This window comes from Mycobacterium sp. IS-1556 (assembly GCF_001499985.1).
Taxonomy (GTDB): domain Bacteria; phylum Actinomycetota; class Actinomycetes; order Mycobacteriales; family Mycobacteriaceae; genus Mycobacterium.
Genome location: NZ_LQIM01000001.1, coordinates 14,902 through 36,318, shown reverse-complemented (window position 1 = coordinate 36,318; position 21,417 = coordinate 14,902). Strand labels below are relative to the sequence as shown.

General features: G+C 67.2%; 20 protein-coding genes. 16 read left to right on the top strand and 4 right to left on the bottom strand.

The annotated features are described in order from the left end of the window. Position 1: 1 nt before the first annotated feature. Positions 2 to 1,171, bottom strand: coding sequence for an iron uptake system protein EfeO (efeO, locus tag AU187_RS00175; RefSeq protein ID WP_059166145.1), 1,170 nt, complete (start codon positions 1,169 to 1,171; stop codon positions 2 to 4). Positions 1,172 to 1,392: 221 nt separating this feature from the next. Here efeO and AU187_RS00170 point away from each other — a divergent pair, with 221 nt between their 5' ends. Further along, the gene (locus tag AU187_RS00170; protein WP_286131829.1) at positions 1,393 to 3,369 is read left to right on the top strand and encodes a hypothetical protein; all 1,977 of its coding nucleotides are present in this window, start codon (positions 1,393 to 1,395) and stop codon (positions 3,367 to 3,369) included. On the opposite strand, the gene AU187_RS00165 is transcribed toward AU187_RS00170, so the two are convergent. Further along, the gene (locus tag AU187_RS00165; protein ID WP_059166144.1) at positions 3,366 to 4,322 is read right to left on the bottom strand and encodes a UTP--glucose-1-phosphate uridylyltransferase; all 957 of its coding nucleotides are present in this window, start codon (positions 4,320 to 4,322) and stop codon (positions 3,366 to 3,368) included. The two genes, AU187_RS00170 and AU187_RS00165, sit on opposite strands and share 4 nt — an antisense overlap. 395 nt (positions 4,323 to 4,717) lie before the next feature. On the opposite strand from AU187_RS00165, the gene AU187_RS00160 reads away from it, so the two are divergent. The 12 genes from AU187_RS00160 to egtE all read left to right on the top strand — a co-directional run bounded on the left by AU187_RS00160 (position 4,718) and on the right by egtE (position 16,947). After that, positions 4,718 to 5,983: an aspartate kinase gene (locus AU187_RS00160; RefSeq protein ID WP_059166143.1), complete on the top strand. Its 1,266-nt coding sequence runs from the start codon at positions 4,718 to 4,720 to the stop codon at positions 5,981 to 5,983. Between the two features lie 2 nt (positions 5,984 to 5,985). Further along, positions 5,986 to 7,026 carry an aspartate-semialdehyde dehydrogenase gene (locus AU187_RS00155; protein ID WP_059166142.1) on the top strand — a complete coding sequence of 347 codons (1,041 nt, stop codon included), beginning with the start codon at positions 5,986 to 5,988 and terminating at the stop codon, positions 7,024 to 7,026. 67 nt (positions 7,027 to 7,093) lie between these two features. After that, positions 7,094 to 8,179, top strand: coding sequence for a DUF4185 domain-containing protein (locus AU187_RS00150; protein WP_286131851.1), 1,086 nt, complete (start codon positions 7,094 to 7,096; stop codon positions 8,177 to 8,179). 103 nt (positions 8,180 to 8,282) lie between these two features. Then, complete coding sequence (locus tag AU187_RS24795) at positions 8,283 to 8,696, top strand: hypothetical protein (RefSeq protein ID WP_502687720.1); 414 nt, start codon at positions 8,283 to 8,285, stop codon at positions 8,694 to 8,696. A gap of 152 nt (positions 8,697 to 8,848) precedes the next feature. Further along, positions 8,849 to 10,309, top strand: coding sequence for a catalase (locus AU187_RS00140; protein ID WP_059166140.1), 1,461 nt, complete (start codon positions 8,849 to 8,851; stop codon positions 10,307 to 10,309). A 46-nt stretch (positions 10,310 to 10,355) separates the two neighbouring features. Continuing rightward, positions 10,356 to 10,784, top strand: coding sequence for an organic hydroperoxide resistance protein (locus tag AU187_RS00135; RefSeq protein ID WP_172799347.1), 429 nt, complete (start codon positions 10,356 to 10,358; stop codon positions 10,782 to 10,784). Between the two features lie 4 nt (positions 10,785 to 10,788). Next, positions 10,789 to 11,439: a sensor domain-containing protein gene (locus tag AU187_RS00130; protein WP_059166139.1), complete on the top strand. Its 651-nt coding sequence runs from the start codon at positions 10,789 to 10,791 to the stop codon at positions 11,437 to 11,439. Positions 11,440 to 11,563: 124 nt separating this feature from the next. Next, positions 11,564 to 12,853, top strand: coding sequence for an ergothioneine biosynthesis glutamate--cysteine ligase EgtA (gene egtA / locus AU187_RS00125; protein ID WP_082691726.1), 1,290 nt, complete (start codon positions 11,564 to 11,566; stop codon positions 12,851 to 12,853). Beyond that, positions 12,850 to 14,124 (top strand): ergothioneine biosynthesis protein EgtB, encoded by a 1,275-nt coding sequence (gene egtB / locus AU187_RS00120; RefSeq protein WP_059166138.1) that lies wholly within the window; start codon positions 12,850 to 12,852, stop codon positions 14,122 to 14,124. Before egtA ends, egtB begins: the two co-directional genes overlap by 4 nt. Then, the gene (gene egtC, locus AU187_RS00115; RefSeq protein WP_059166137.1) at positions 14,124 to 14,825 is read left to right on the top strand and encodes an ergothioneine biosynthesis protein EgtC; all 702 of its coding nucleotides are present in this window, start codon (positions 14,124 to 14,126) and stop codon (positions 14,823 to 14,825) included. Before egtB ends, egtC begins: the two co-directional genes overlap by 1 nt. Beyond that, on the top strand, positions 14,825 to 15,826 hold the full coding sequence (egtD, locus tag AU187_RS00110; protein ID WP_059166136.1) for an L-histidine N(alpha)-methyltransferase: 1,002 nt from the start codon (positions 14,825 to 14,827) through the stop codon (positions 15,824 to 15,826). Before egtC ends, egtD begins: the two co-directional genes overlap by 1 nt. Further along, the gene (gene egtE / locus AU187_RS00105; protein WP_059166135.1) at positions 15,823 to 16,947 is read left to right on the top strand and encodes an ergothioneine biosynthesis PLP-dependent enzyme EgtE; all 1,125 of its coding nucleotides are present in this window, start codon (positions 15,823 to 15,825) and stop codon (positions 16,945 to 16,947) included. The genes egtD and egtE overlap by 4 nt, the downstream gene beginning before the upstream one ends. Here the strand turns inward: egtE and AU187_RS00100 are convergent. After that, complete coding sequence (locus tag AU187_RS00100) at positions 16,944 to 18,428, bottom strand: glutamate-cysteine ligase family protein (RefSeq protein WP_059101856.1); 1,485 nt, start codon at positions 18,426 to 18,428, stop codon at positions 16,944 to 16,946. The two genes, egtE and AU187_RS00100, sit on opposite strands and share 4 nt — an antisense overlap. A gap of 120 nt (positions 18,429 to 18,548) precedes the next feature. On the opposite strand from AU187_RS00100, the gene AU187_RS00095 reads away from it, so the two are divergent. From AU187_RS00095 to AU187_RS25300, 3 genes are read left to right on the top strand one after another with little or no spacing between them, the layout of a single operon-like run. Continuing rightward, positions 18,549 to 19,349, top strand: a complete 801-nt coding sequence (locus tag AU187_RS00095; protein WP_059166134.1) for an MBL fold metallo-hydrolase — start codon at positions 18,549 to 18,551, stop codon at positions 19,347 to 19,349. A 10-nt stretch (positions 19,350 to 19,359) separates the two neighbouring features. After that, on the top strand, positions 19,360 to 20,505 hold the full coding sequence (locus tag AU187_RS00090) for an acyltransferase family protein (RefSeq protein ID WP_059166133.1): 1,146 nt from the start codon (positions 19,360 to 19,362) through the stop codon (positions 20,503 to 20,505). A 29-nt stretch (positions 20,506 to 20,534) separates the two neighbouring features. Further along, positions 20,535 to 20,672 carry a hypothetical protein gene (locus tag AU187_RS25300; protein ID WP_156425457.1) on the top strand — a complete coding sequence of 46 codons (138 nt, stop codon included), beginning with the start codon at positions 20,535 to 20,537 and terminating at the stop codon, positions 20,670 to 20,672. On the opposite strand, the gene AU187_RS00085 is transcribed toward AU187_RS25300, so the two are convergent. After that, entirely contained in the window at positions 20,648 to 21,415 is a 768-nt protein-coding gene (locus AU187_RS00085; RefSeq protein WP_059101756.1) for a class I SAM-dependent methyltransferase, read from the bottom strand. The genes AU187_RS25300 and AU187_RS00085 overlap by 25 nt on opposite strands. Positions 21,416 to 21,417 lie beyond the last annotated feature (2 nt).

Genomic DNA, 21,417 nt, shown 5'->3' with positions numbered 1-21,417 from the left:
TTCATTGCCGCGATATGACGCCCTGCACCTTGTTGACTTCTGCGATCAGCGCCTCGATGGCGAGTGAAAGTTCGTGCCGCTCAGGTTCAGTCACCTTGTCGTAGGGCACGAAGCCGGCGTTCCACTGGTGCTTGTCCAGCAGCCCCTGGACCTGGGCGAAGGCCGAGTCGACCTGCGCACCGAGCTCGTGGTCGCGCTCGTCGATGATCGGCCGGACTGAGCCGACCGCAACACGGGCACCATCGAGGTTGGCCTGGATGTCCCAGAGGTCGGTGTGGCTGAAGACCTCTTCCTCGCCGGCGATCGTGTTACCGACGATCCTGTCCAGCAGACGTTGCGCTCCGCCGGTGATCTCGGTGGCGTCGATCGTCCATTTCGGATCCTTGACCAGAGCGTCGAGTTCCTTGACGTCGGCCACCAGCTGTTCGGCGATCGCGCCGGTGTCCGGCTGCAGGTTGCTCACCCACAGATCCTTTTCCAAGCGGTGGAACCCGGTCCACCGCTCGCCTGGGCGCAGATCGGCCTCGCGCAGGTCGATCTGCCGGTCCAGTTCGTTCGGGAACGAAGCGGCGATCTGCTCGATGCGCCCGTAGTAGGTGCGCGCCTGGGAATACAGCTCCTGGGCGCCTTGCCAGTCACCCTTCTTTGTAGCGCCGGCGAACGTCTCGGTGACGGTCACCAGATTGGTGGTCTGGCCGGTGACGTAGGCCTTGTAGCTGTCGATGGCTTCCTTGAACTTGTCCTGGGCGTCCGCCGCAAGCGCGTTGCCGGTGACGGTGAAGTCACCGCGGATGCCGTCGCCGACCATGCCCGGCTTGCAGGCGGTGTAGTACCTGCCTGGCTCCGGCAACTGCACGATCAGTTTGCGCTGCAGGCCCGGCGAGATGTTCCCCACCGTGCCCATGACCCGGTCACCGGCGCCGTAGACGTAGAACTCGGTGACCGCGGTGCCGTGGTTGGTGATCACGAATGTCGTCGTGCCGGTGTCTGCGGACGCCGCCGACAGCTGGCATGACTCGTCGCCGGCGGCCACGGTGATCTCATTGCCATCGGCCTTGCCGTCAGGGACCGTCGGCTTGGGCGCACACCCGGAGATCGACATTCCGGTGAGGCCGACCAGCAGGACGGCGGCCGTCAACCCCGCTTTTGCGTTGTGCACAGTGCAAGCCATCTCGTGGACCTTTCCAGCAGTGCAGGCACCACCACCAGATAACCAAGCCGACAGCAAAATTGCAGCATTGCGTTTTGTCTTTCCAAGGGGATTTTCCCGCCGAGAATTGCGAGAAACGAGTGCTGGTCAGCCAATTGCCCGTCGGTCGGCGGTGCCCGCCGGTATCATCCGTTCCCTGTCGGGATTACGAAGGCTGGACATCCGAAAGCAGGTCGAACAGCGTGCACCGGCTGAGCCGCAGCATCCTGGCGCGTGTGCTGTCGTCGGCGATGTTGGTGCTCCTGCCGGTAGCGGCCGCCGGATCGCTCATGGCCCCCGCGCACGCGCAGCCGCAGCCGCCCCCACCGGACCAGCCGAGCCTGACGCTGCCCTGGCAGGAACTCGGTTTGAACTCCGAGATCTACCTCGATCCCGATCACCCGTCGAGCTTCACCATGCCGGTCCCACGGGGGCTGACCGCTGTGCGGTTGCGCGGCACCATTGACGCGTCCCTGAACATCGATGCCGGCACCCTCCTGATCACAGGCAACGGCAACCTCCTCGCGGCGATCGAACTGCCCCCCGGCGCGACCGGCAGACCCGCAACGCCGCTCGATGTCGACCTTTCGGCCGCAGGCGGGGGTGGTTCGTCGGTCGACTTGTCGTTCGCCGTTCGGCCACGCTTCGATCCGCAATACTGCGGGCCGCGGCGGCAGTTGGTGCTGAACAACCTTTCCACGGTCTTCACCGGGCTCGAGGTCGCTCCGACGACGATCGCGAACTTCTTCCCGCCCGTTCTCCAGCGCGCCACGATCTTCACACCGACCGATGCCGATGCCGATGAACAACAAGCGGTCCTGTTGCTGGTATCCACCCTGGCGCGGCTCTACCAGAACCAGCCGATGGTCATCAGCGTCATCAACCAACCCCGTGGCGCGACACCGCCGCCGGCGGGACAGCTGGCGCGCACCATCCTCGTCGAGAGGGGTGGTACCGCGGGCCTGAAGGTCGAAAACCGCGAAACCCCAGAGGTATTCCTTCGTGTCTCCGGCAGCGGCGGCGAGCTGTCGACCCAGGTGTCGCTGCTTGTCAATCAGCTGCAGGCGCTGGCGCAGGTAGACACGGTGCGGGTGGACCAAGCGGGGTCATCAGCCGCAGCGCCGAGCGGTGACACGATGACGTTCCGGCAGTTGAACATTGAGGGCCAAACCGACGTCATTTGGACCAGCAGTCTGTCGGTCGGCGTCGACCGTGCCGCGCTCGGGCCAGAGCGCGTCGACGGCGTGCAGGTGCATCTGCTCGCCGATTACACACCCGTGGCCAGAGACGACGCAGCATCGGTGGTGATCCGGTCCGGCGGGGTGGTTGTCTATCGAGCGGCGCTCGACAACACCGGTCTGCTGGATGCGACGTTCGATTTGGACAGCGAGAAGATCGGTCAATTCATCAACCTCGATATGGCCCTCACCTACACCCCGCGCGAAACGTGCGGGGCGCTCATCGCTCCGCTCACCTTCGAAGTCGATCCGCGGTCCACCTTGAAGGTGCACCGTGGTGGCCCCCCGCTCGATGGTTTCGGCGCCGCACCATCGGAGTTCAGCCCCGGTTTCATGGTCGCGATGGACGGGACCGGTCCCGATCAGCTGGCCTACGTCGCCCGGCTCGTCGCGTCGATGGCGCGTTCTTCCAGCAAACCGCTGTCACCGCAGGTTGTGGATCTCAACACCGCCGCGGACGCCAGCACAGGAGCGTTGATCGTGGCCAACACCGAGGCGCTGAAGCAGACCTCTCTCGACCCTCCTATCAGCGCCGACGGCACGACGGTAGAGGTGGGGCTGCCCACTGTGCTTCGTGCGGAGATCGGGGGTGGTCTGGGGTCGATCCAGGCGTTCGCCGATCAGCCTCGGAATCGGTCCGTCATCCTCGTCACGACGACCGGCGCCTGGACACTGGTCGACCCGCTGTTCAGCTATCTCGACGGCTTGAACGACGACCTCTCTGCGCTCACTGGGGACGTGCTCTTCGCCGGTCCGGCGGGTGAGCCGACGAACCTCGCCATCCGAGCCGATGGCAAGGCTTCGGATACGGCGGAATCGCCGCAGTCGCTGAACCGGTCGATCGTGATTGGCGCCGGACTGGCTGTGGTGGCGGTCATCGCGATGGCCGCGGCGGTGCTGTGGTCGAGGAGGCGTCGCACCACCAGGGCTTCGGCAGACTAAGCCGGAGCCTGGCGCGACGGACCGTCGATCTCGGTTGCCAGTGTGCGCAGCAGCGGACCTTCGAGCTGGGCCGCCAGATTCCGTAACACCGGGCCGTATTCAGGATGGGTCAGGGCGAACGCGAACTGCGCGACCAGGTAGTCGGATGGATTGCCGGTGTCACACCAGTGCCCCTGGATCACCTGACCGTAGACGGCATGATCCTTGGCGTACGTGTTGATCGCGTCGGTCAGGTAGATCTCACCCGTTCGGGTCTGCGCATACCAGCGTTCCGTCTGCTCACGCAGCTCGTCGACGACACCGGGTGTGATGACATAGCCGCCGATGGCGGCGTACTCCGACGGAGCCTCGTGTGGTTGTGGTTTCTCGACGATTCCGGTGACCCGCAACAGCCCGCCGTCGAGATCCTCTTTGACGATCGGCACGCCGTACCGGCGTGAGTTCTCGGGCGCCATCGGCATCAGCGCCAGGACTGGGGAGGCGGTCTGCTCGTAGGCCTTGATCAGTTGCTGGGCACGGGGCACCTCGGCGACGAAGACGTCGTCCGGCCAGAGCACCAGGACCGGCTCGTCACCGAACGAGCGTGAGGCGTTGAGCACCGGGGTGCCGTTACCGTACGGACCGTACTGGTAGAGGTACGTGATGTGGCCATGCTGGGACAATTTGCCGACGTCGTCGACCGCGTCGGCATACGCGTCCTTGCCGTCCGCGCGTAGTTGGTCGACCAGCGCCGGATTAGGGCGAAAATGCTCCTGTATCAGGGTCTTTCCGCCCGACACCACAATCGTTATGTCGGTGATGCCCGAGTTGATCAGCTCGCGCACAGTGTGTTCGATGACGGGCTTGTCGCCGACCGGCAGCATCTCCTTGGGGATCGCCTTGGTCATCGGCAGCAGACGTGAGCCGATGCCGGCCGCGGGGATGACCGCTTTGCGGATGGTCTGTCGCGCCATATGTGCCTCTCTCCGTCAGGCTTGGCGGCTCGAGCTAGCTCGGACCAGGCGACCAGCGTGGTTGATTCACCGAATATCCGCCGCAAGTTCCGCGCATATCGTATTCGCCGCAAGGCGATACTTTTGTGCCCAATTCGAACCGCACCCGAAATGGTGAGTTTGCCGACATTTCGCGGTGGCCTCGCACCCGAGATCACTCGCGGCGAATGGCGTAATCCGCTGTCGAACGCGATCTGGGTTCAGCGGCCGCTCGCGATGAGCCGCGCACCGCTGGTAGCGGCCGGTCGACCGCTCGGGCCCTCGGGGACGTCCGCCGGACTACCGGCGGAAAAAATCGCGCGCACCCCTCCCTTATCCTTGTTGGGACTCAATCCCGGCTTGTTGAGAGGTAGACAGTGGCGCTCGTCGTGCAGAAGTACGGCGGATCCTCGGTGTCCGACGCCGAGCGGATCCGTCGCGTCGCCGAGCGGATCGTCGAGACCAAGAAGCAGGGCAACGACGTCGTCGTGGTCGTCTCGGCGATGGGCGACACCACCGACGACCTGCTCGACCTGGCCCATCAGGTTTGCCCCGCGCCACCCGCGCGCGAGATGGACATGCTGCTGACATCCGGAGAGCGAATCTCCAACGCTCTGGTCGCCATGGCCATCCATTCGCTGGGCGCGCAGGCGCGGTCGTTCACCGGATCGCAGGCCGGCGTGATCACCACCGGTATCCACGGCAACGCCAAGATCATCGACGTCACACCGGGCCGGTTGCGCGACGCGCTCGACGAAGGCGTGATCGTGCTGGTCGCCGGTTTCCAGGGCGTCAGCCAGGACAGCAAGGACGTCACCACGCTCGGCCGGGGCGGCTCGGACACCACCGCCGTCGCGTTGGCCGCGGCGCTCAAGGCGGACGTGTGCGAGATCTACACCGACGTCGACGGCATCTTCACCGCGGACCCGCGAATCGTGCCCAACGCGCGTCACCTCGACCGGATCAGTTTCGAGGAGATGCTCGAAATGGCCGCCTGCGGCGCCAAGGTGCTGATGCTGCGGTGCGTGGAGTACGCCCGCCGCTATCACGTGCCGATCCGCGTGCGCTCGTCATACTCAGACAATCTCGGCACCCTGGTGTCCGGATCGATGGAGGACATACCCGTGGAAGACGCCATCCTGACCGGAGTCGCGCACGACCGCAGTGAAGCCAAGGTGACCGTCGTCGGCATCCCGGACGTGCCCGGTTACGCCGCCAAGGTGTTCCGCGCGGTCGCCGACGCCGACATCAACATCGACATGGTGCTGCAGAACATCTCCAAGGTCGAGGACGGCAAGACCGACATCACGTTCACCTGCCCCCGCGACAACGGCCCCGCGGCGGTGCAGAAACTGAGCTCGCTACAGCGGGAGATCGGTTTCACCGGTGTGCTCTACGACGATCACATCGGCAAGGTCTCGCTGGTGGGGGCCGGTATGAAGAGCCATCCGGGCGTCACCGCGAAATTCTGTGAAACGCTGGCCTCGGTCGGGGTGAACATCGACCTGATCTCGACTTCGGAGATCCGGATCTCGGTGCTGGTGAAGGACACCGATCTGGACAAGGCGGTCGCCGCGCTGCATGAGGCGTTCGGACTGGGCGGCGAAGAGCAGGCCGTCGTCTACGCGGGAACGGGGCGTTAGCCGTGGTGAATTTAGGAGTGGTGGGCGCGACCGGCCAGGTCGGCCAGGTGATGCGGAACCTGTTGGAGGAGCGCGACTTTCCGGCTTCGTCGGTGCGGTTCTTCGCATCGGCGCGGTCACAGGGCAAGAAGCTCTCGTTCCGCGGCCAGGAGATCGAGGTCGAGGACGCCGCGACCGCCGACCCCGCCGGTCTGGACATCGCGTTGTTCTCCGCAGGCGCGACGATGTCGCGTGTGCAGGCCCCGCGGTTCGCCGAGGCCGGCGCGGTGGTGGTCGACAACTCGTCGGCGTGGCGCAAGGACCCCGACGTGCCGCTGGTGGTCAGCGAGGTGAACTTCGCGAGAGATGTGCGGGGCGTGACCCTGAAGAAGGGCATCATCGCGAACCCGAACTGCACCACGATGGCCGCCATGCCGGTGCTCAAGCCGTTGCACGAGGAAGCGGGCCTGGTGCGGATGATCGCGTCGACCTATCAGGCGGTGTCGGGCAGCGGCGTCGCCGGCGTCGACGAGTTGTTCAGCCAGGTCAGCGCGGTGGCCGCGAACAGCAGGGACTTGGTGGCCGACGGTGGGGCGCTGGACTTCCCGGCGCCTTCGAAGTATGTGGCGCCCATCGCGTTCAACGTCGTCCCGCTGGCGGGTTCGTATGTCGACGACGATTCCGGTGAGACCGACGAAGACCAGAAACTGCGCAACGAGAGCCGCAAGATCCTGGGCATCCCGGACCTTGCGGTCAGCGGGACGTGTGTGCGCGTGCCGGTGTACACCGGGCATTCGCTGTCGCTGAACCTCGAGTTCGCTCAACCGCTTTCGGTGCAGCGCGCTGCCGAGTTACTGGAGTCGGCTCCGGGTGTGAAGGTGGTCGACGTTCCGACGCCGCTGGCGGCCGCCGGTGTGGACGACTCGCTGGTCGGCCGGATCCGCCAGGATCCCGGTGTGGAAAACGGCCGCGGGCTGGCGTTGTTCGTGTCCAGCGACAACCTTCGAAAGGGTGCGGCGCTCAACACGATTCAGATCGCCGAGCTGCTGGCCGCCGAACTCTGACGCCACTGCCTTGCGCCGAAACCGACGTTTAGGTGGGAAAGTACGAGTAGTTTCCGCCATTTCGTCGATCTCGGCGTTAGGCCTCGTCGCGGCGCCGTCGGCGGTCGCCCAGCCCGCGCCGATTCCCGACCCGGTGCTACCTCCGCTGGCGTCGGGTCAGGTGATCCGGATCGGTCCGACGGCCGGAACCGGCACGCCGACACGTGATTACGGCGTCGGTGCCACCGATCTGTGCGAGTTCATGGAGTTTCCCAGCGGCATCCTGCAGGTGTGCGGTGACAGCTTCGCCGGCCAGGGTGTCGGCTACGGCGGCTGGTTCTCGCCGATCGCGCTGCACGTCGAGACGGATTCGATCGACGACCCGACCGGTGTGCGCTATGACGGTGTGACGGGCACCGACCGACCGCTGCTCGCCGACCCGACGCCGGCGGGCATGTCGCAGTTGCCTGCAGGCGTGGTCCAGATCAACCGCGAGAACTACATGATGGTCACGACGGTGCGCGAACTGGAACCGGAGTCGTCGCGGTTGGTGAAATCCGATCCGGCGCAAGGTAGTTGGCCGACGGTGGACGGATCGGAACGGGCGGCTTCATACGCGGGGGGCCGACAGTCGCAGATCAGCGGCTACTACGATCCGATCCCGCGTCCCGATTCGCCCACCGGATGGGTCTACATCGTGGCCGACAACTTCGACCGCAGCGCGCCGCTGGTTCTGTACCGCGTCGCACCCGAGGCGTTCGAGGACCGGTCCAGCTGGCAGGGCTGGTCGGCTGTCTCGGGTTGGGGACATCCGCCGACGGCCCTGTGGCCGGACGCGGTGGGGGAGATGAGCATTCGGCAGATCGACGGCAAGACCGTGCTGTCGTACTTCAACGCCACAACCGGCAACATGGAGATGCGCGTGGCCGACGACCCTACCGGGCTGGGCACCGCGCCGGTGACGACCGTCGTCGTCGCGACCGAGTGGCCGGATCCGGTGGACCATCTGGGACCGCCGGAGAACAACCGGCTGGCTCAACCGTACGGCGGCTACATCTCGCCCGGCTCGACCCTCGACGAGGTGCGGGTGTTCGTCAGCCAGTGGAACACCGGTCCGCGCGGTGGTTCGCCGTACCGGGTGATCCAGTTCGCGGTCAACCCGTTCAAGCCGTAGCCGACACCAGGTGCGCCCTCGACGAGCGTCAGTGGGCGCATTCACAGCTTGCTCACAGGTGCCGCATGACCCGCACATCAGAAGTGCCCGCAAGATGGCAGCCATGAGTCAAACACCTAGCGAACCCGGGACTGAACCCGTCGTCACCGCATCACCGCAGAATCCCGTCACGCCGGCCGCGCGTGAGGAACCGCGCCGTTCCCGACTCGGCGCCGTCGCCGCTTGGGTCGGCATCGTCGCCGGCGTGGTCTTCGTCGTCGCGGTGATCTTCTTCTCCGGATTCATCATCGGCGCGCACTCCGGTGGCCACCACGGCGGCGGCCGACCCGGCGGGCACGACCGTGATTTCGCGATCTTCCACCGTGGCCCGCCACCGGGATTCCCGATGGGTTCGCGCGGCGATTTCCAGGGTCCGCGGTTCGGCGGCCCGGGAGGTGCGGAAGGCCCACGATTCCAACCGCCTCAGCAGCCGCAGTCGCCCGAGGCGCCGACCACCACCGCGCCGGCGCGGCCATAGTCACCTCCGCCTCGAGGGCCCGGTACCTGCCGGGCCCTCGAGCCGGCATTGGTGCCGAACGCCGCGATGTTTTGGATCGAGGCGCTCAGGGGACCACCACCTGGACGGAGGCGGTGCAGCCCGCTGCCGCCCGATTCGAGGAGTGACGCCTGATGACCGACAAGTACACGACCAACGACGCAGGTAATCCGGCACCGAGCGATGACAATTCGCTGACCGTCGGGCCGGACGGTCCGATCCTTCTGCAGGACCACTACCTGATCGAGCAAATGGCGAACTTCAACCGGGAGCGCATTCCGGAACGCCAACCGCACGCCAAGGGTGCCGGCGCGTTTGGCTACTTCGAGGTGACCAACGACGTCAGCCGCTACACCAGGGCCGCGGTGTTCCAGCCGGGCGCGAAGACCGAGATGGTGGCCCGGTTCTCCACCGTGGCCGGTGAGCGCGGCAGCCCCGACACGTGGCGCGACCCGCGCGGGTTCGCGCTGAAGTTCTACACCTCAGAGGGAAACCTCGACCTGGTCTGCAACAACACGCCCGTTTTCTTCATGCGCGACCCGTTGAAGTTCCAGCACTTCATCCGTTCGCAGAAGCGACTGCAGAAGAACAACCTGCGTGACAACAACATGCAGTGGGACTTCTGGAGTCTGTCCCCGGAATCGGCGCATCAGGTCACCTGGCTGATGGGCGACCGTGGCATTCCCAAGACGTGGCGGCACATGAACGGCTACAGCAGCCACACCTACAGCTGGATCAACGCCGACGACGAAATCTTCTGGGTGAAGTACCACTTCAAGACCGACCAGGGCATCGAGTTCCTGACGCAGAACGAGGCCGACGTGCTGGCGGGCCAGGACACCGACTATCACACCAAGGACCTGTATTACGCGATCGAGAACGGCGACTACCCGAGCTGGACGCTCAAGATGCAGATCATGCCGTTCGAGGAGGCCAAGACCTACCGGTACAACCCGTTCGATCTGACCAAGGTGTGGCCACACGGCGACTACCCGCTGATCGACGTCGGCAAGATGGTGCTCAATCGCAACGTCACCGATTTTCACACCGAGATGGAGCAAGCGGCGTTCGAGCCGAACAACATCGTCCCGGGCACCGGGTTGAGTCCGGACAAGATGCTGCTGGCTCGCGGCTTCTCTTACGCCGATGCGCACCGCGCCCGGCTCGGGGTGAACTACAAGCAGATCCCCGTGAACTCGCCGCACGTGGAGGTGAACAGCTACTCCAAGGACGGCGTGATGCGGGTGCAGAACGTCACCGACCCGGTGTACGCGCCCAACTCCTCTGGGGGCCCGCAGGCCGACGAGGCCCGCGCCGCCGAGGTGCGCTGGATGTCGGACGGCGAGATGGTCCGTGCGGCGTACACGCTGCGCCCGGACGACGACGACTGGGGCCAGGCCGGCACGCTCGTCCGCGATGTACTCGACGACGCTGCGCGGGAACGCTTGGCCTCCAACATCATCGGCGCCCTGTCCGACGGTGTGCGGGAGCCGGTGCTGTCCCGGGCGTTCGAGTACTGGCGAAACGTCGACGCCGATCTCGGCAAGAAGATCGAAGAAGGAGTTCGAGCCAAGCTCGATGGCAACGGAAGTTGACGAGGGGCACCTTGCCGTCTCGGAGTGGACTGGCATGATCGAGGCCATGAGCATCGAAGTCGTTTTCACCCAGGAGTCCACTGCAACCGGAGGCGGCCGCGAGGGGCACGTCAAGTCCTCGACCGGCAAGATCGATCTGAACACCAACCACCCGAAGGAGATGGGTGGCAGTGGCGAGGGCACCAACCCCGAGGAGCTGTTCTCCGCCGGATACGCCGCATGCTTCCTCGGCGCGCTGAGGCTGGTGGCGAAGAACAACGACGTCAAGCTGGACGACGCGACCGGCATCACCGCCCAGGTTGGCTTCGGCAAGGACCCCGAGGGCGGCTTCGGCATCAACGCGCACCTGATCGGCTACCTGCCCGGCCTCGAGCAGAGCGCGGCCGACGACCTGATGAACAAGGCGCACCAGGTCTGTCCGTACTCGAAGGCCACCCGCGGCAACATCGACGTCAAGCTGTCGGCGAAGGTTTGAGCCGGTGCGGATCGCCGCCCTAGCCGGCGTCGGTCTTGCGCTCGGATTGTCGATTGTGGCGCCGGCCGACGTCGCCTCGGCGCGCCCGTCGGATCCCGGCGTGGTGAACTACGCCGTGCTGCCGAAGGGCTCGGTGGGCAATATCGTCGGCGCCACAATGCGATTCGAGACGACGTTCACCGATCCGGTGCAGTCGTTCCGCGTTGACAACCCGGTGTGCAACAACTGGGCCGACATCGGCCTGCCGGACGTCTACGCCGACCCCGACCTGGCGTCGTTCAACGGTGCCGTGACACAGGAGTCGCCCACCGACGCGACACATCTCGTCAAGCAGGCGGTCGGGGTGTTCGCGACGAGTGACGCGGCCGACCGGGCCTTCCGCCGCGTCGTCGACCGCACCGTCGGCTGCAACGGCCAGACCACCGCCATGCACCTGGACGACCTGCGCACCCAGGTCTGGACGTTCACCGGCGGACCCGCCTCGGCGACGGACGCCGACTGGGTCAAACAGGAGGCCGGCACGGATCGGCGCTGCTTCACCACCACCCGTAAGCGGGAGAACGTCCTGCTTCAGGCGAAGGTCTGCCAATCCGGGAACGGCGGCCCCGCGGTCAACGTGCTGGCAGGGGCGATGCAGAACACGCTCGGCCAGTAGCCGAGCGGCGCAGTTCACCACATGTAACGAACACGTCATCGAAAAAATCGCGAGACTTTGTCGGTCACGTCTGGAAGATGGTTGAAAGGGGGCGAGCGGTCCAGACCCGGAAGGGGACGGTTGGGTGACCTTCACCATCACGACCGAGGTGGACGACGCGCACCCGTCGCGAGCCGCTTCGGCAGAGCTGACCAGCATTGAGGCCGCTGCGCTGCACGTCGGCGCCGGCTGCTTGCGGGACGGCCCGGTGGGTCAGGTGGGTCTGGAGATCGAGGCGCACTGCTTCGACCTGGCCGACCCGATGCGCCGGCCGACCTGGCAGCAACTCACCGACATCATTTCCGGACTTCCGGTACTTCCGGGGGGCAGCAGGGTCACCGTCGAACCCGGCGGGGCCGTCGAACTGTCCGGCCCACCATTGCCGGGTCCGATGGCCGCGATCGACGCGATGCGCGCCGACCGTGCGGTGCTGCGGGCGGCGTTCGCCGGTGCCGGCTTCGGCCTGGTGCTGCTCGGGGCCGACCCGCTGCGCGCGCCGCAGCGGATCAATCCCGGTGCCCGCTACCGCGCGATGGAGACCTTCTTCGAGGCCAGCCGGACCGGCGCCGCGGGCGCGGCGATGATGACGTCAACGGCCTCAGTGCAGATCAACCTCGACGCCGGGCCGCGGAACGGCTGGGCGGATCGGGTGCGGCTGAGCCACGCGCTCGGGCCGACGATGGTTGCCGTCGCGGCGAACTCACCGCTGCTGAGCGGACGGTTCTCCGGCTGGCAATCCGCGCGGCAACGGGTGTGGAGTCGACTGGACGCCGCGCGTTGCGGTCCTGTGCTCGGCGAAAGCGGCGACGACCCGGCCTGCGACTGGGCCCGATATGCGCTCAAAGCGCCGGTCATGCTCGTCAACACGGCCGCCGATGCCGAACCGGTCACCGAGTGGGTGCCGTTCGCCGACTGGGTCGAAGGACTTGTGCCGCTCGGTGGGCGCCGACCCACCGAAGCCGATCTCGATTACCACCTGACCACGCTGTTCCCGCCGGTACGGCCGCGTCAGTGGCTCGAGATCCGGTATCTCGACAGCGTGCCCGAAGCCGTCTGGCCGGCGATCGTGTTCACGCTCGTCACGCTGCTCGACGATCCGACCGCCGCCGACATCGCCGCCGAAGCCACCGAACCCGTCGCCACCGCGTGGGATCTGGCCGCCCGCGTCGGCCTGGCCGACCGCCGGTTGCGGTCCGCTGCCGAACAATGCGTGCAGGCCGCCGCCGAACGCGCGCCGGCCGAACTCGAGGAATCGATGCGACAGTTGGTGCGTTCGGTCGAACAGGGACGGTGTCCGGCCGACGAATTCAGCGACCGTTCCGTGAGATACGGGATCGCGCCGGCGGTCACCCAACTGGCCCGAGGAGAAATGTGACTTCTCGCGACAGCATCGCGCGCGAACTCACCAGGGCACGCGAGCGCACCTTGCGGCTGGTCGATTTCGACGACGCCGAACTGGGCCGCCAGTACAGCCCGCTGATGAGCCCGTTGGTGTGGGACCTCGCGCACATCGCGCAGCAGGAGGAGCTCTGGCTGCTGCGCGACGGCAACCCGGATCGGCCGGGCATGCTGTCGCCCGAGGTCGAGCGGCTCTACGACGCGTTCGTCAACTCCCGTGCCAGCCGCGCGAACCTGCCGCTGCTTCCGCCGTCGGACGCCAGGGCCTACTGCGGCACCGTGCGCAACCGGGTGCTCGACACGTTGGACGCGATGCCCGACGACGATCCGGCGTTCAACTTCGCACTGGTCATCAGCCACGAGAACCAGCACGACGAAACCATGCTGCAGGCGCTGAATCTGCGCACCGGCGCGCCGCTGCTCGACGCCGGTGCCCCGCTACCCCAGGGCCGGTCCGGCGTCGCAGGTACCTCGGTCCTGGTGCCGGCCGGCGAGTTCGTCCTCGGCGTCGACGCGGTCACCGAGCCGCACTCGCTGGACAACGAGCGCCCGGCCCACGTCGTCGAGGTGCCCGCCTTCCGGATCGGCCGCGTCCCGGTCACCAACGCCGAGTGGCGCCGGTTCGTCGACGACGGCGGCTACGACAATCCGCAATGGTGGTCGCGGCGCGGCTGGGCGCACCGGCAGGAGACGGGTCTTCGGGCGCCGCAGTTCTGGAACGAGGACGGCACCCGCACCCGGTTCGGCCACGTCGAGGACATCCCCGGTGACGAACCCGTCCAACACGTCACCTTCTTCGAGGCCGAGGCCTACGCGGCATGGGCCGGCGCCCGGCTGCCCACCGAGACCGAGTGGGAGAAGGCCTGTGCGTGGGATCCGGCGGCCGACGCGCGGCGGCGCTACCCGTGGGGCGCCTCGGAACCGACGACGCACCTGGCCAACCTCGGCGGCGACGCGCTGCGGCCCGCTCCCGTGGGTGCCTATCCGGTGGGCGCGTCGGCGTACGGCGCCGAACAGATGCTCGGTGACGTGTGGGAGTGGACCACCTCGCCGCTGCGGCCGTGGCCGGGTTTCACGCCGATGATCTACGAGCAATATTCGGCGCCGTTCTTCGATGGTGACTACAAGGTGCTGCGCGGCGGGTCGTGGGCCGTGGCGGCAAGCATCCTTCGGCCCAGCTTCCGCAACTGGGACCACCCGATCCGGCGGCAGATCTTTTCGGGCGTGCGCCTCGCCTGGGACGCCTGATGTGCAGACATCTCGGGTGGCTCGGCGAACCCGTGTCGGTGGCGTCGCTGGTCCTCGAACCCGCCAACGGCCTTCTGGTGCAGTCATATTCGCCACGCAGGCAGAAGTTCGGGCTGATGAACGCCGACGGATGGGGGGTCGGCTTCTTCTCGGCCGATGTGCCTGACGGCACGCCCCGCCGGTGGCGCAGCGCGTCGCCACTGTGGGGGGACGGCTCGTTCGCGTCGGTCGCGCCGGCGCTACGCAGCGGTTGTGTGGTGGCGGCCGTGCGGTCGGCCAGCATCGGCATGCCGATCGAGGCGACGGCGTCGGCACCGTTCACCGACGGGCACTGGCTGCTGTCGCACAACGGGCTGGTGGACCGCGCCGCCCTGCCGTTGTCGCCGCGCGCCGAGTCGACGAACGACAGCGCCCTGCTGGCGGCGCTGATCTTCGACCGCGGGCTCGACGCGCTGGGCGACACCATCGTCGAGGTCGCTGCCGCCGACCCCGGGGCCCGGCTCAACGTCTTGGCGGGCAACGGTTCTCGGTTACTGGCCACTACGTGGGGGGACACCCTGTCGGTGCTGCGCCGAAGCGATGGCGTCGTGCTGGCCAGCGAACCCTACGATGACGATCCGGCCTGGGCGGAAATTCCCGACCGTCATCTCGTGCACGTGCACGGCCCGGATGTCGACCTGATTCCCCTGAAAGGATCGTGATGACAGTCAAGCGAGGAGCGGACACGGATCACGCATCCACCCTGACGCTGTCGAATCACCTGTCCGCCGACTCGGCGGCGGTGGCGCTGCGCCGCGATGTGCTCGACGGATTGACACAGCAGCCGAAGTCGTTGCCGCCCAAGTGGTTTTACGACGCCGTCGGAAGCGACCTGTTCGACCAGATCACCCGCCTGCCCGAGTATTATCCGACGCGGACCGAGGCGCAGATCCTGCGGGAGCGAGCCGCCGAGATCGCCGCGATCTCCGGTGCGGACACGCTGGTCGAACTCGGCAGCGGCACGTCGGAGAAAACTCGCATGCTGCTCGACGCCCTGCGGGACCGTGGGTCGCTGCGCCGGTTCATCCCGTTCGACGTCGACGTGGGAGTGCTCGCCGCAGCCGGGTCGGAGCTCAGCATCGAGTATCCCGGCATCGAGATCGACGCTGTGTGCGGCGATTTCGAGGAGCACCTCGACCGGATTCCGCGGATCGGGCGCCGTCTGGTCGCGTTCCTCGGCTCGACGATCGGCAACTTCACGCCCGGTCCGCGCGCAGACTTCCTCGCGGCGCTGTCGCAGACGCTGCGGCCCGGCGACACGCTGCTGTTGGGCACCGATCTGGTCAAGAACGCCGGCCGGCTGGTGCGGGCCTACGACGACAGCGCGGGCGTCACCGCCGAGTTCAACCGCAACGTGCTGGCGGTGGTGAACCGGGAACTGCAAGCCGACTTCGACCCGGGCGCGTTCGAACACGTCGCGAAGTGGAACTCCGACGAGGAGCGGATCGAAATGTGGTTGCGCGCCAGTACCTCTCAGCGGGTGACGGTACGCGATCTCGACCTGACCGTCGACTTCGCCGACGGCGAGGAGATGCTCACCGAGGTGTCGTGCAAGTTCCGCCCCGACGGGGTCGCCGCCGAACTCGCCGCCGCCGGGCTGCGGCGCACCAACTGGTGGACCGACGCCGCAGGGGATTTCGGCTTGTCGTTGTCGGCGAAATGAGCCTCGGTGAACAGTGGCGGTCCGCGCGACCGGCCGTCGCGGGGCTGCATCTCGACAGCGCCGCCTGCTCCCGCCAGAGCTACGCGGCGATGGACGCCGCCGCCCAGCACGCCCGGCACGAAGCCGAGGTCGGCGCATACGTCGCCGCCGAGGCCGCCACGCCGGTACTGGACGCGGGGCGCGCGGCCGTCGGCGTGCTCACCGGGCTCAGCGGCAGTGACGTCGTGTTCACCACAGGCGCCAACAACGCGCTGGACCTGCTGCTGTCCGCCTGGCCGGGCCCGCGCACCCTGGCCTGCCTGCCCGGCGAGTACGGACCGAATCTGGCCATCATGTCCGCCAACGGTTTCGACGTCCGCCCCCTGGCGGCCGACGGGGACGGACGCCTCGACGTCGAGGCCTCGGCCCGCGGGCTCGCCGAAAACCCGCCCGCCCTCGTGCATCTCACTGCACTGGGCAGCCACCGCGGCACCGCCCAGCCGTTCGCCGCGCTGACGCAGGTATGCCGTGACCTCGACGTGCCAGTGGTGGTCGACGCCGCGCAGGCGCTCGGGCACCTCGACTGCGCGGTCGCGCCGTCGGCGATTTACGGATCCTCGCGGAAATGGCTCGCGGGCCCGCGTGGAGTGGGCTTCCTGGCGATCGAACCGGCGCTTGCCGAACGGCTGCGGCCGCGGTTGCCGCCGCCGGACTGGAATCTGCCCTTGACGCTGATGCAGCGCCTCGAGCAAGGTGAAGCGAATGTCGCGGCCCGGGTGGGGTTTTCCGTCGCGGTCGGAGAGCATCTGGCCGCGGGACCTGCTCGCGTACGTGACCGCTTGGCCGAGGTCGGCCGGATGACGCGTGACGCGTTGGCCGGCATTCACGGCTGGCGGGTGGTCGAGGCAACCGACGCGCCGACGGCCGTCACCACGCTGGCGCCGACGGCCGGCGCCGATCCTCAGAAGGTGCGGGCCTGGCTGATCGCCGAGCGTGGCATCGTCACCACCCATGCCGAGGTGTTGCGAGCTCCGTTCGAGATGACGACACCGGTGCTGCGGGCATCGCCCCACGTCGATGCGACCCCAGAAGACCTGGCGCAGTTCGCCGAAGCGCTGGTGACTGCGACCGCGAAGGCCTAGTCGTCGAAGCCTTCGTCCCAGGTGTGCACGGGTTCGTTGCTGTGCATCCGCGTCCCGTACCGGCGCAGCATCTCCGCGAGCGCGGCTGGCCGCGCCATACCGCGTTCCTGCAACGCCCGCACCGTCTCGACCTGCCAGGTGGCGCCGTTGCGACCGGACTTGGCGCGGCCCTCGATCACCCCGAGATACCGGTCGCGCACCTCGGCCGCCACCTCCCAGCGGCGCAGGCCCTCGTCGGCCATCGGCAACAACTGGCGCAGCACCAACTCGTCCGCCGTCACCTCGCCCAGGCCCGGCCAGTACAGCCGGGCGTCTATCCCGTGCTGCGCGGCCTGCACGAAATTGTGCTGTGCCGCAGGGAAACTCATTTTGGTCCACAACGGGCGGTCCTCCTCGGACAGCGTCCGTAGCGTGCCGTAGTAGAACGCGGCGTTGGCCATCATGTCCACCACGGTCGGACCCGCGGGCAACACCCTGTTCTCCACCCGCAGGTGCGGACGGCCGTGCACGACGTCGTACACCGGCCGGTTCCAGCGGTAGATGGTGCCGTTGTGCAGCCGCAGCTCGGCCAGCTTCGGGGTGCGGCCCTCGGCGAGCTCGCGGACCGGGTCCTCGTCGGACAGTTCCGGCAGCAGCGACGGGAAGTAGCGCACGTTCTCCTCGAACAAGTCGAAGATCGACGTGATCCAGCGTTCGCCGAACCAAACGCGGGGCCGCACGCCCTGCGCTTTGAGCTCGTCGGGTCGGGTGTCGGTGGCCTGGGCGAACAATTCGATGCGGGTCTCGGCCCACAGTTCGTGGCCGAAGAAGTACGGCGAGTTGGCGCCCAGCGCGAGCTGCGGCCCGGCCAACACCTGCGCGGCGTTCCAGTTCTGCGCGAACTCGGCGGGCGACACCTGAAGGTGCAGTTGCATGCTCGTGCACGCGGACTCCGGCGCGATCGACGCGGTCTGCAGGCTCAGCCGTTCCGGTCCGACGATGTCGATCAGGATGTCCTCGCCACGCGCGGTGAAGATCGAGTCGTTGAGCGCCTGATACCGCGTCGACTCGCTCATCCAGTGGCCCGACAGGTGCTCGGGTAGCAGCGTCGGCAGAATCCCGATCATCACGATGTGCGCGTCGTGCTGGCTGGCTTTGATCTCGGCCGCGTTCAGGCTCGCGCGCACCTCGGATTCCAGTTCGAGTGCAGCCCGCCCCGGCAGCCGGCGTGGCGGCACGTTGAATTCGATGTTGTAAGCGCCCAATTCGGTTTGATACGCCGGATCGGCGATCGCCTGCAACACCTCCTGATTGCTCATCGCGGGCTGATAGGCCGAGTCGACCAGATTGCACTCGATCTCCATGCCGGTCAACGGCCGCTCGAACTCGAAACTCGACTGCGCGAGCATGGTCTCGAAGACGTCGAGGCACTGCTGCACCTTGCGGCGGTACTCCCGGCGGTGCGCGCCGCTGTAGCCGGTGCCCTTGACTTCTTCACCCACACCCCCATTGTCGGCGAGCGCAGGTATTTGCACCGAGACACGCCGCTATTCGTCGACGTTCGCGCACACACGCCGGGAAGTCGGCGGCATAAACCCCGCCGCGGCGGGTAGTCGGAGGCGATGGACGTCACCGTCACCTTCATCGGCAATGCCACCACCTTGATCTCCGGCGGCGGCATAACCCTGTTGACGGACCCGAACTTCCTGCACCAAGGCCAGCACGCCTACCTGGGCTACGGCCTGCTGTCCAAGCGGCGCAAAGGACCGGCGCTCGACATCGACCAGTTGCCCGCGCTCGACGGGGTGGTGCTGTCGCACATGCACGGCGACCACTGGGACCGGGTGTCGCAGCGCCGACTCGACCATGCGCTGCCGATCGTGACGACACCGCACGCGGCCACGCGGTTGGCTCACCGCGGGTTCGGCCGTGCCGTGGCACTGGACACCTGGCAGCGTCACGCATTCGTCAAGGGCACGACGTCGGTCACCGTCACCTCACTGCCCGGCCGGCATGCGCCCACCCCGATCGACCGCTTGCTGCCGCCGGTGATGGGCAGCATGGTCGAATTCTCCGACGGGGCGGCGCGCCGGCGGCTCTACATCTCCGGAGACACGCTGCTGGTCGACGAATTGCGCGACATACCAGTGCGATTCGAATCGATCGACCTCGGCGTATTGCATCTGGGCGGTACTCGTCTGCCCTTCGGCAGGCACCTGCCGTTCGGGCTGACGGTGACGATGGACGGTGGTCAGGGCGCCGACGTCGTCGAGTTGGTCGACCTGCCGAAGGTGATCCCGGTGCACTTCGACGACTACGGGGTGTTCGCCTCCCCGCTGTCCGACTTCCTCGACGAGATGAAGAGGCGCGGGCTGGGTGAGCGGATCATCGAATTGGAACGCGGTTCGTCGGTCACGGTCTGATACTGACCCGGTGTCAGGTCCATGGTCGGGCGACGACCAGGGTGGCCTCGAACAGGTTTCGACGGTCGACCGGGTCGCGTCGCTCACAGGGATTCGTGCTGTCGCGGCGCTGCTCGTCATGGGGACCCACGCCGCCTACGGCACGGGGGCATACAACCGCGGTTATCTCGGGTTGACGTTCGCGCGCATGGAGATCGGTGTCGCGATCTTCTTCGTGCTCTCGGGCTTCCTACTGTTCGGTTCGTGGGTGCGCGCCGCCGCGACCGGGACCGCACCGCCGAGCCTGCGCCGATATTCCCGCAGCCGGGTGCGCCGCATCATGCCGGCCTACGCGGTGACGGTCCTGCTGGCCTACGTCGTCTACGAATTCCGTCCGATCAACCCGAATCCGGGGCACAGCTGGAACGGGTTGCTGCGCAACCTCACGCTCACGCAGATCTACAGCGGCAACTACCTCACGACGTACGTGCACCAAGGCCTCACGCAGATGTGGAGCTTGGCGGTCGAGGTGGCGTTCTACGCCGTGCTGCCCGCACTCGCTTACCTGTTGCTGGTATGGCTGTGCCGGCGTCGCTGGCGACCGGGCGTGCTACTGGCCGGCCTGGCCGCCGCGGGTGCGCTGAGCCCGCTGTGGCTCGTCGTCATGCACCAGACCGACTGGCTGCCGAACGGTGCAGGGTTGTGGCTGCCGCACTACCTCGTGTGGTTCGTTGGCGGGATGGCGCTTGCGGTATTGGCGCACAACAACGTTCGGTGCTACGCATTCGCGGCGCTGCCGGTCGCGCTCGTCGCCTATCTGGTGGTGGCCACCCCGATCGCCGGACGGACCGACGCCCCGGCGCTCGACCTTGGGCAGGATCTGGTCAAGGTGATGTTCTACGCGGCGATCGCCACGCTCGTCGTCGCACCGCTGGCGCTCGGCGACACCGGCTGGTACTCGCGGTTGTTGAGCAGCAGGCCGATGGTGTGGCTGGGCGAGATCTCCTACGAGATCTTCCTGCTGCACGTGCTCGTGATGGAGATCGCGATGGTGTCGGTGTTGCGCTGGCAGGTCTACACCGGTTCGGTGGTGGTGCTGTTCGTCGTGACACTGACGCTCACGATCCCCGCCGCGTGGCTTCTGCACCGGCTCACCCGTCCCCGCCGCAGGGTTTGACCTGCGGCGACGCGGGTATCAAGGTCAACATGAAACTGATCGGTGTGCTGATCGCGCGGCATCCGGCGTTGTACGACGTGCTCGACGCCCTCATCGAGTACGGGCAGCAGCGGTGGCCGTCGGTGTGGCGCGCCGTGGAGCGTCAGCAGCGCGCGACCACCACCTGAGGGCTCATCAACCCGCCGCGCAACTCCAGTTCGATGCCCGGTCCGGCATGTGCGGCCAACGCCCGCAGCGCCGACGGGCTGTACGCGCGCATCGAGCTGATCACGCCGTCATGTATGGACGGGAACACCGGCGCGAACGGAAGCATGGTCGCCAGGCGCAGCAGATGGAGCGGCGTCGGTGGCCGAGGAAGATCGATGATCAGCAGCTTGCCGGCCACCCGCGTGCCTTCGGCGATCGCGCGCGCGGCTGCCGAGGGCGGCAGGTGGTGGAAGGACAGTGCGAACACCGCCAGGTCGAACTCGCCGTCCGGGACCTCGATCGCGGTGGCGTCCATCTGCCGGACCGCGGCGCGGGGGTGCCGGCCCAGGTCGCTGTCGGCCATCGCCTCGACGGAGGCCGCTTCCACGTCGGTGATCGTCAAGTGCGCGGTCGGATGCCAGTCGAGCAGCTTGCGCGACAAACCCCCGTGCCCCGCACCGAGTTCGAGGATCTTCGGGTCGGCTACGTCGGCGACCTCGGCGAGCGCGATCTCGGCGAACTTGCCGGTGGTGCCGAACCGCTCGCCGGTCCATTCCAGCGCGCGGATAACCCTGCGCTTGCGGGCGGCGTCGGCAGGACGGTCCGAGTCGCGGTCCAGGTACTCGAGCCGGTCGGTTTCAAGCAGTCGGTCCAGGCACGAGGCGTCTGGTCCACCGCGGGGCATGCGGTCAATGTCGGCGAGCGGTCCGGTCATGTAGTCCATCA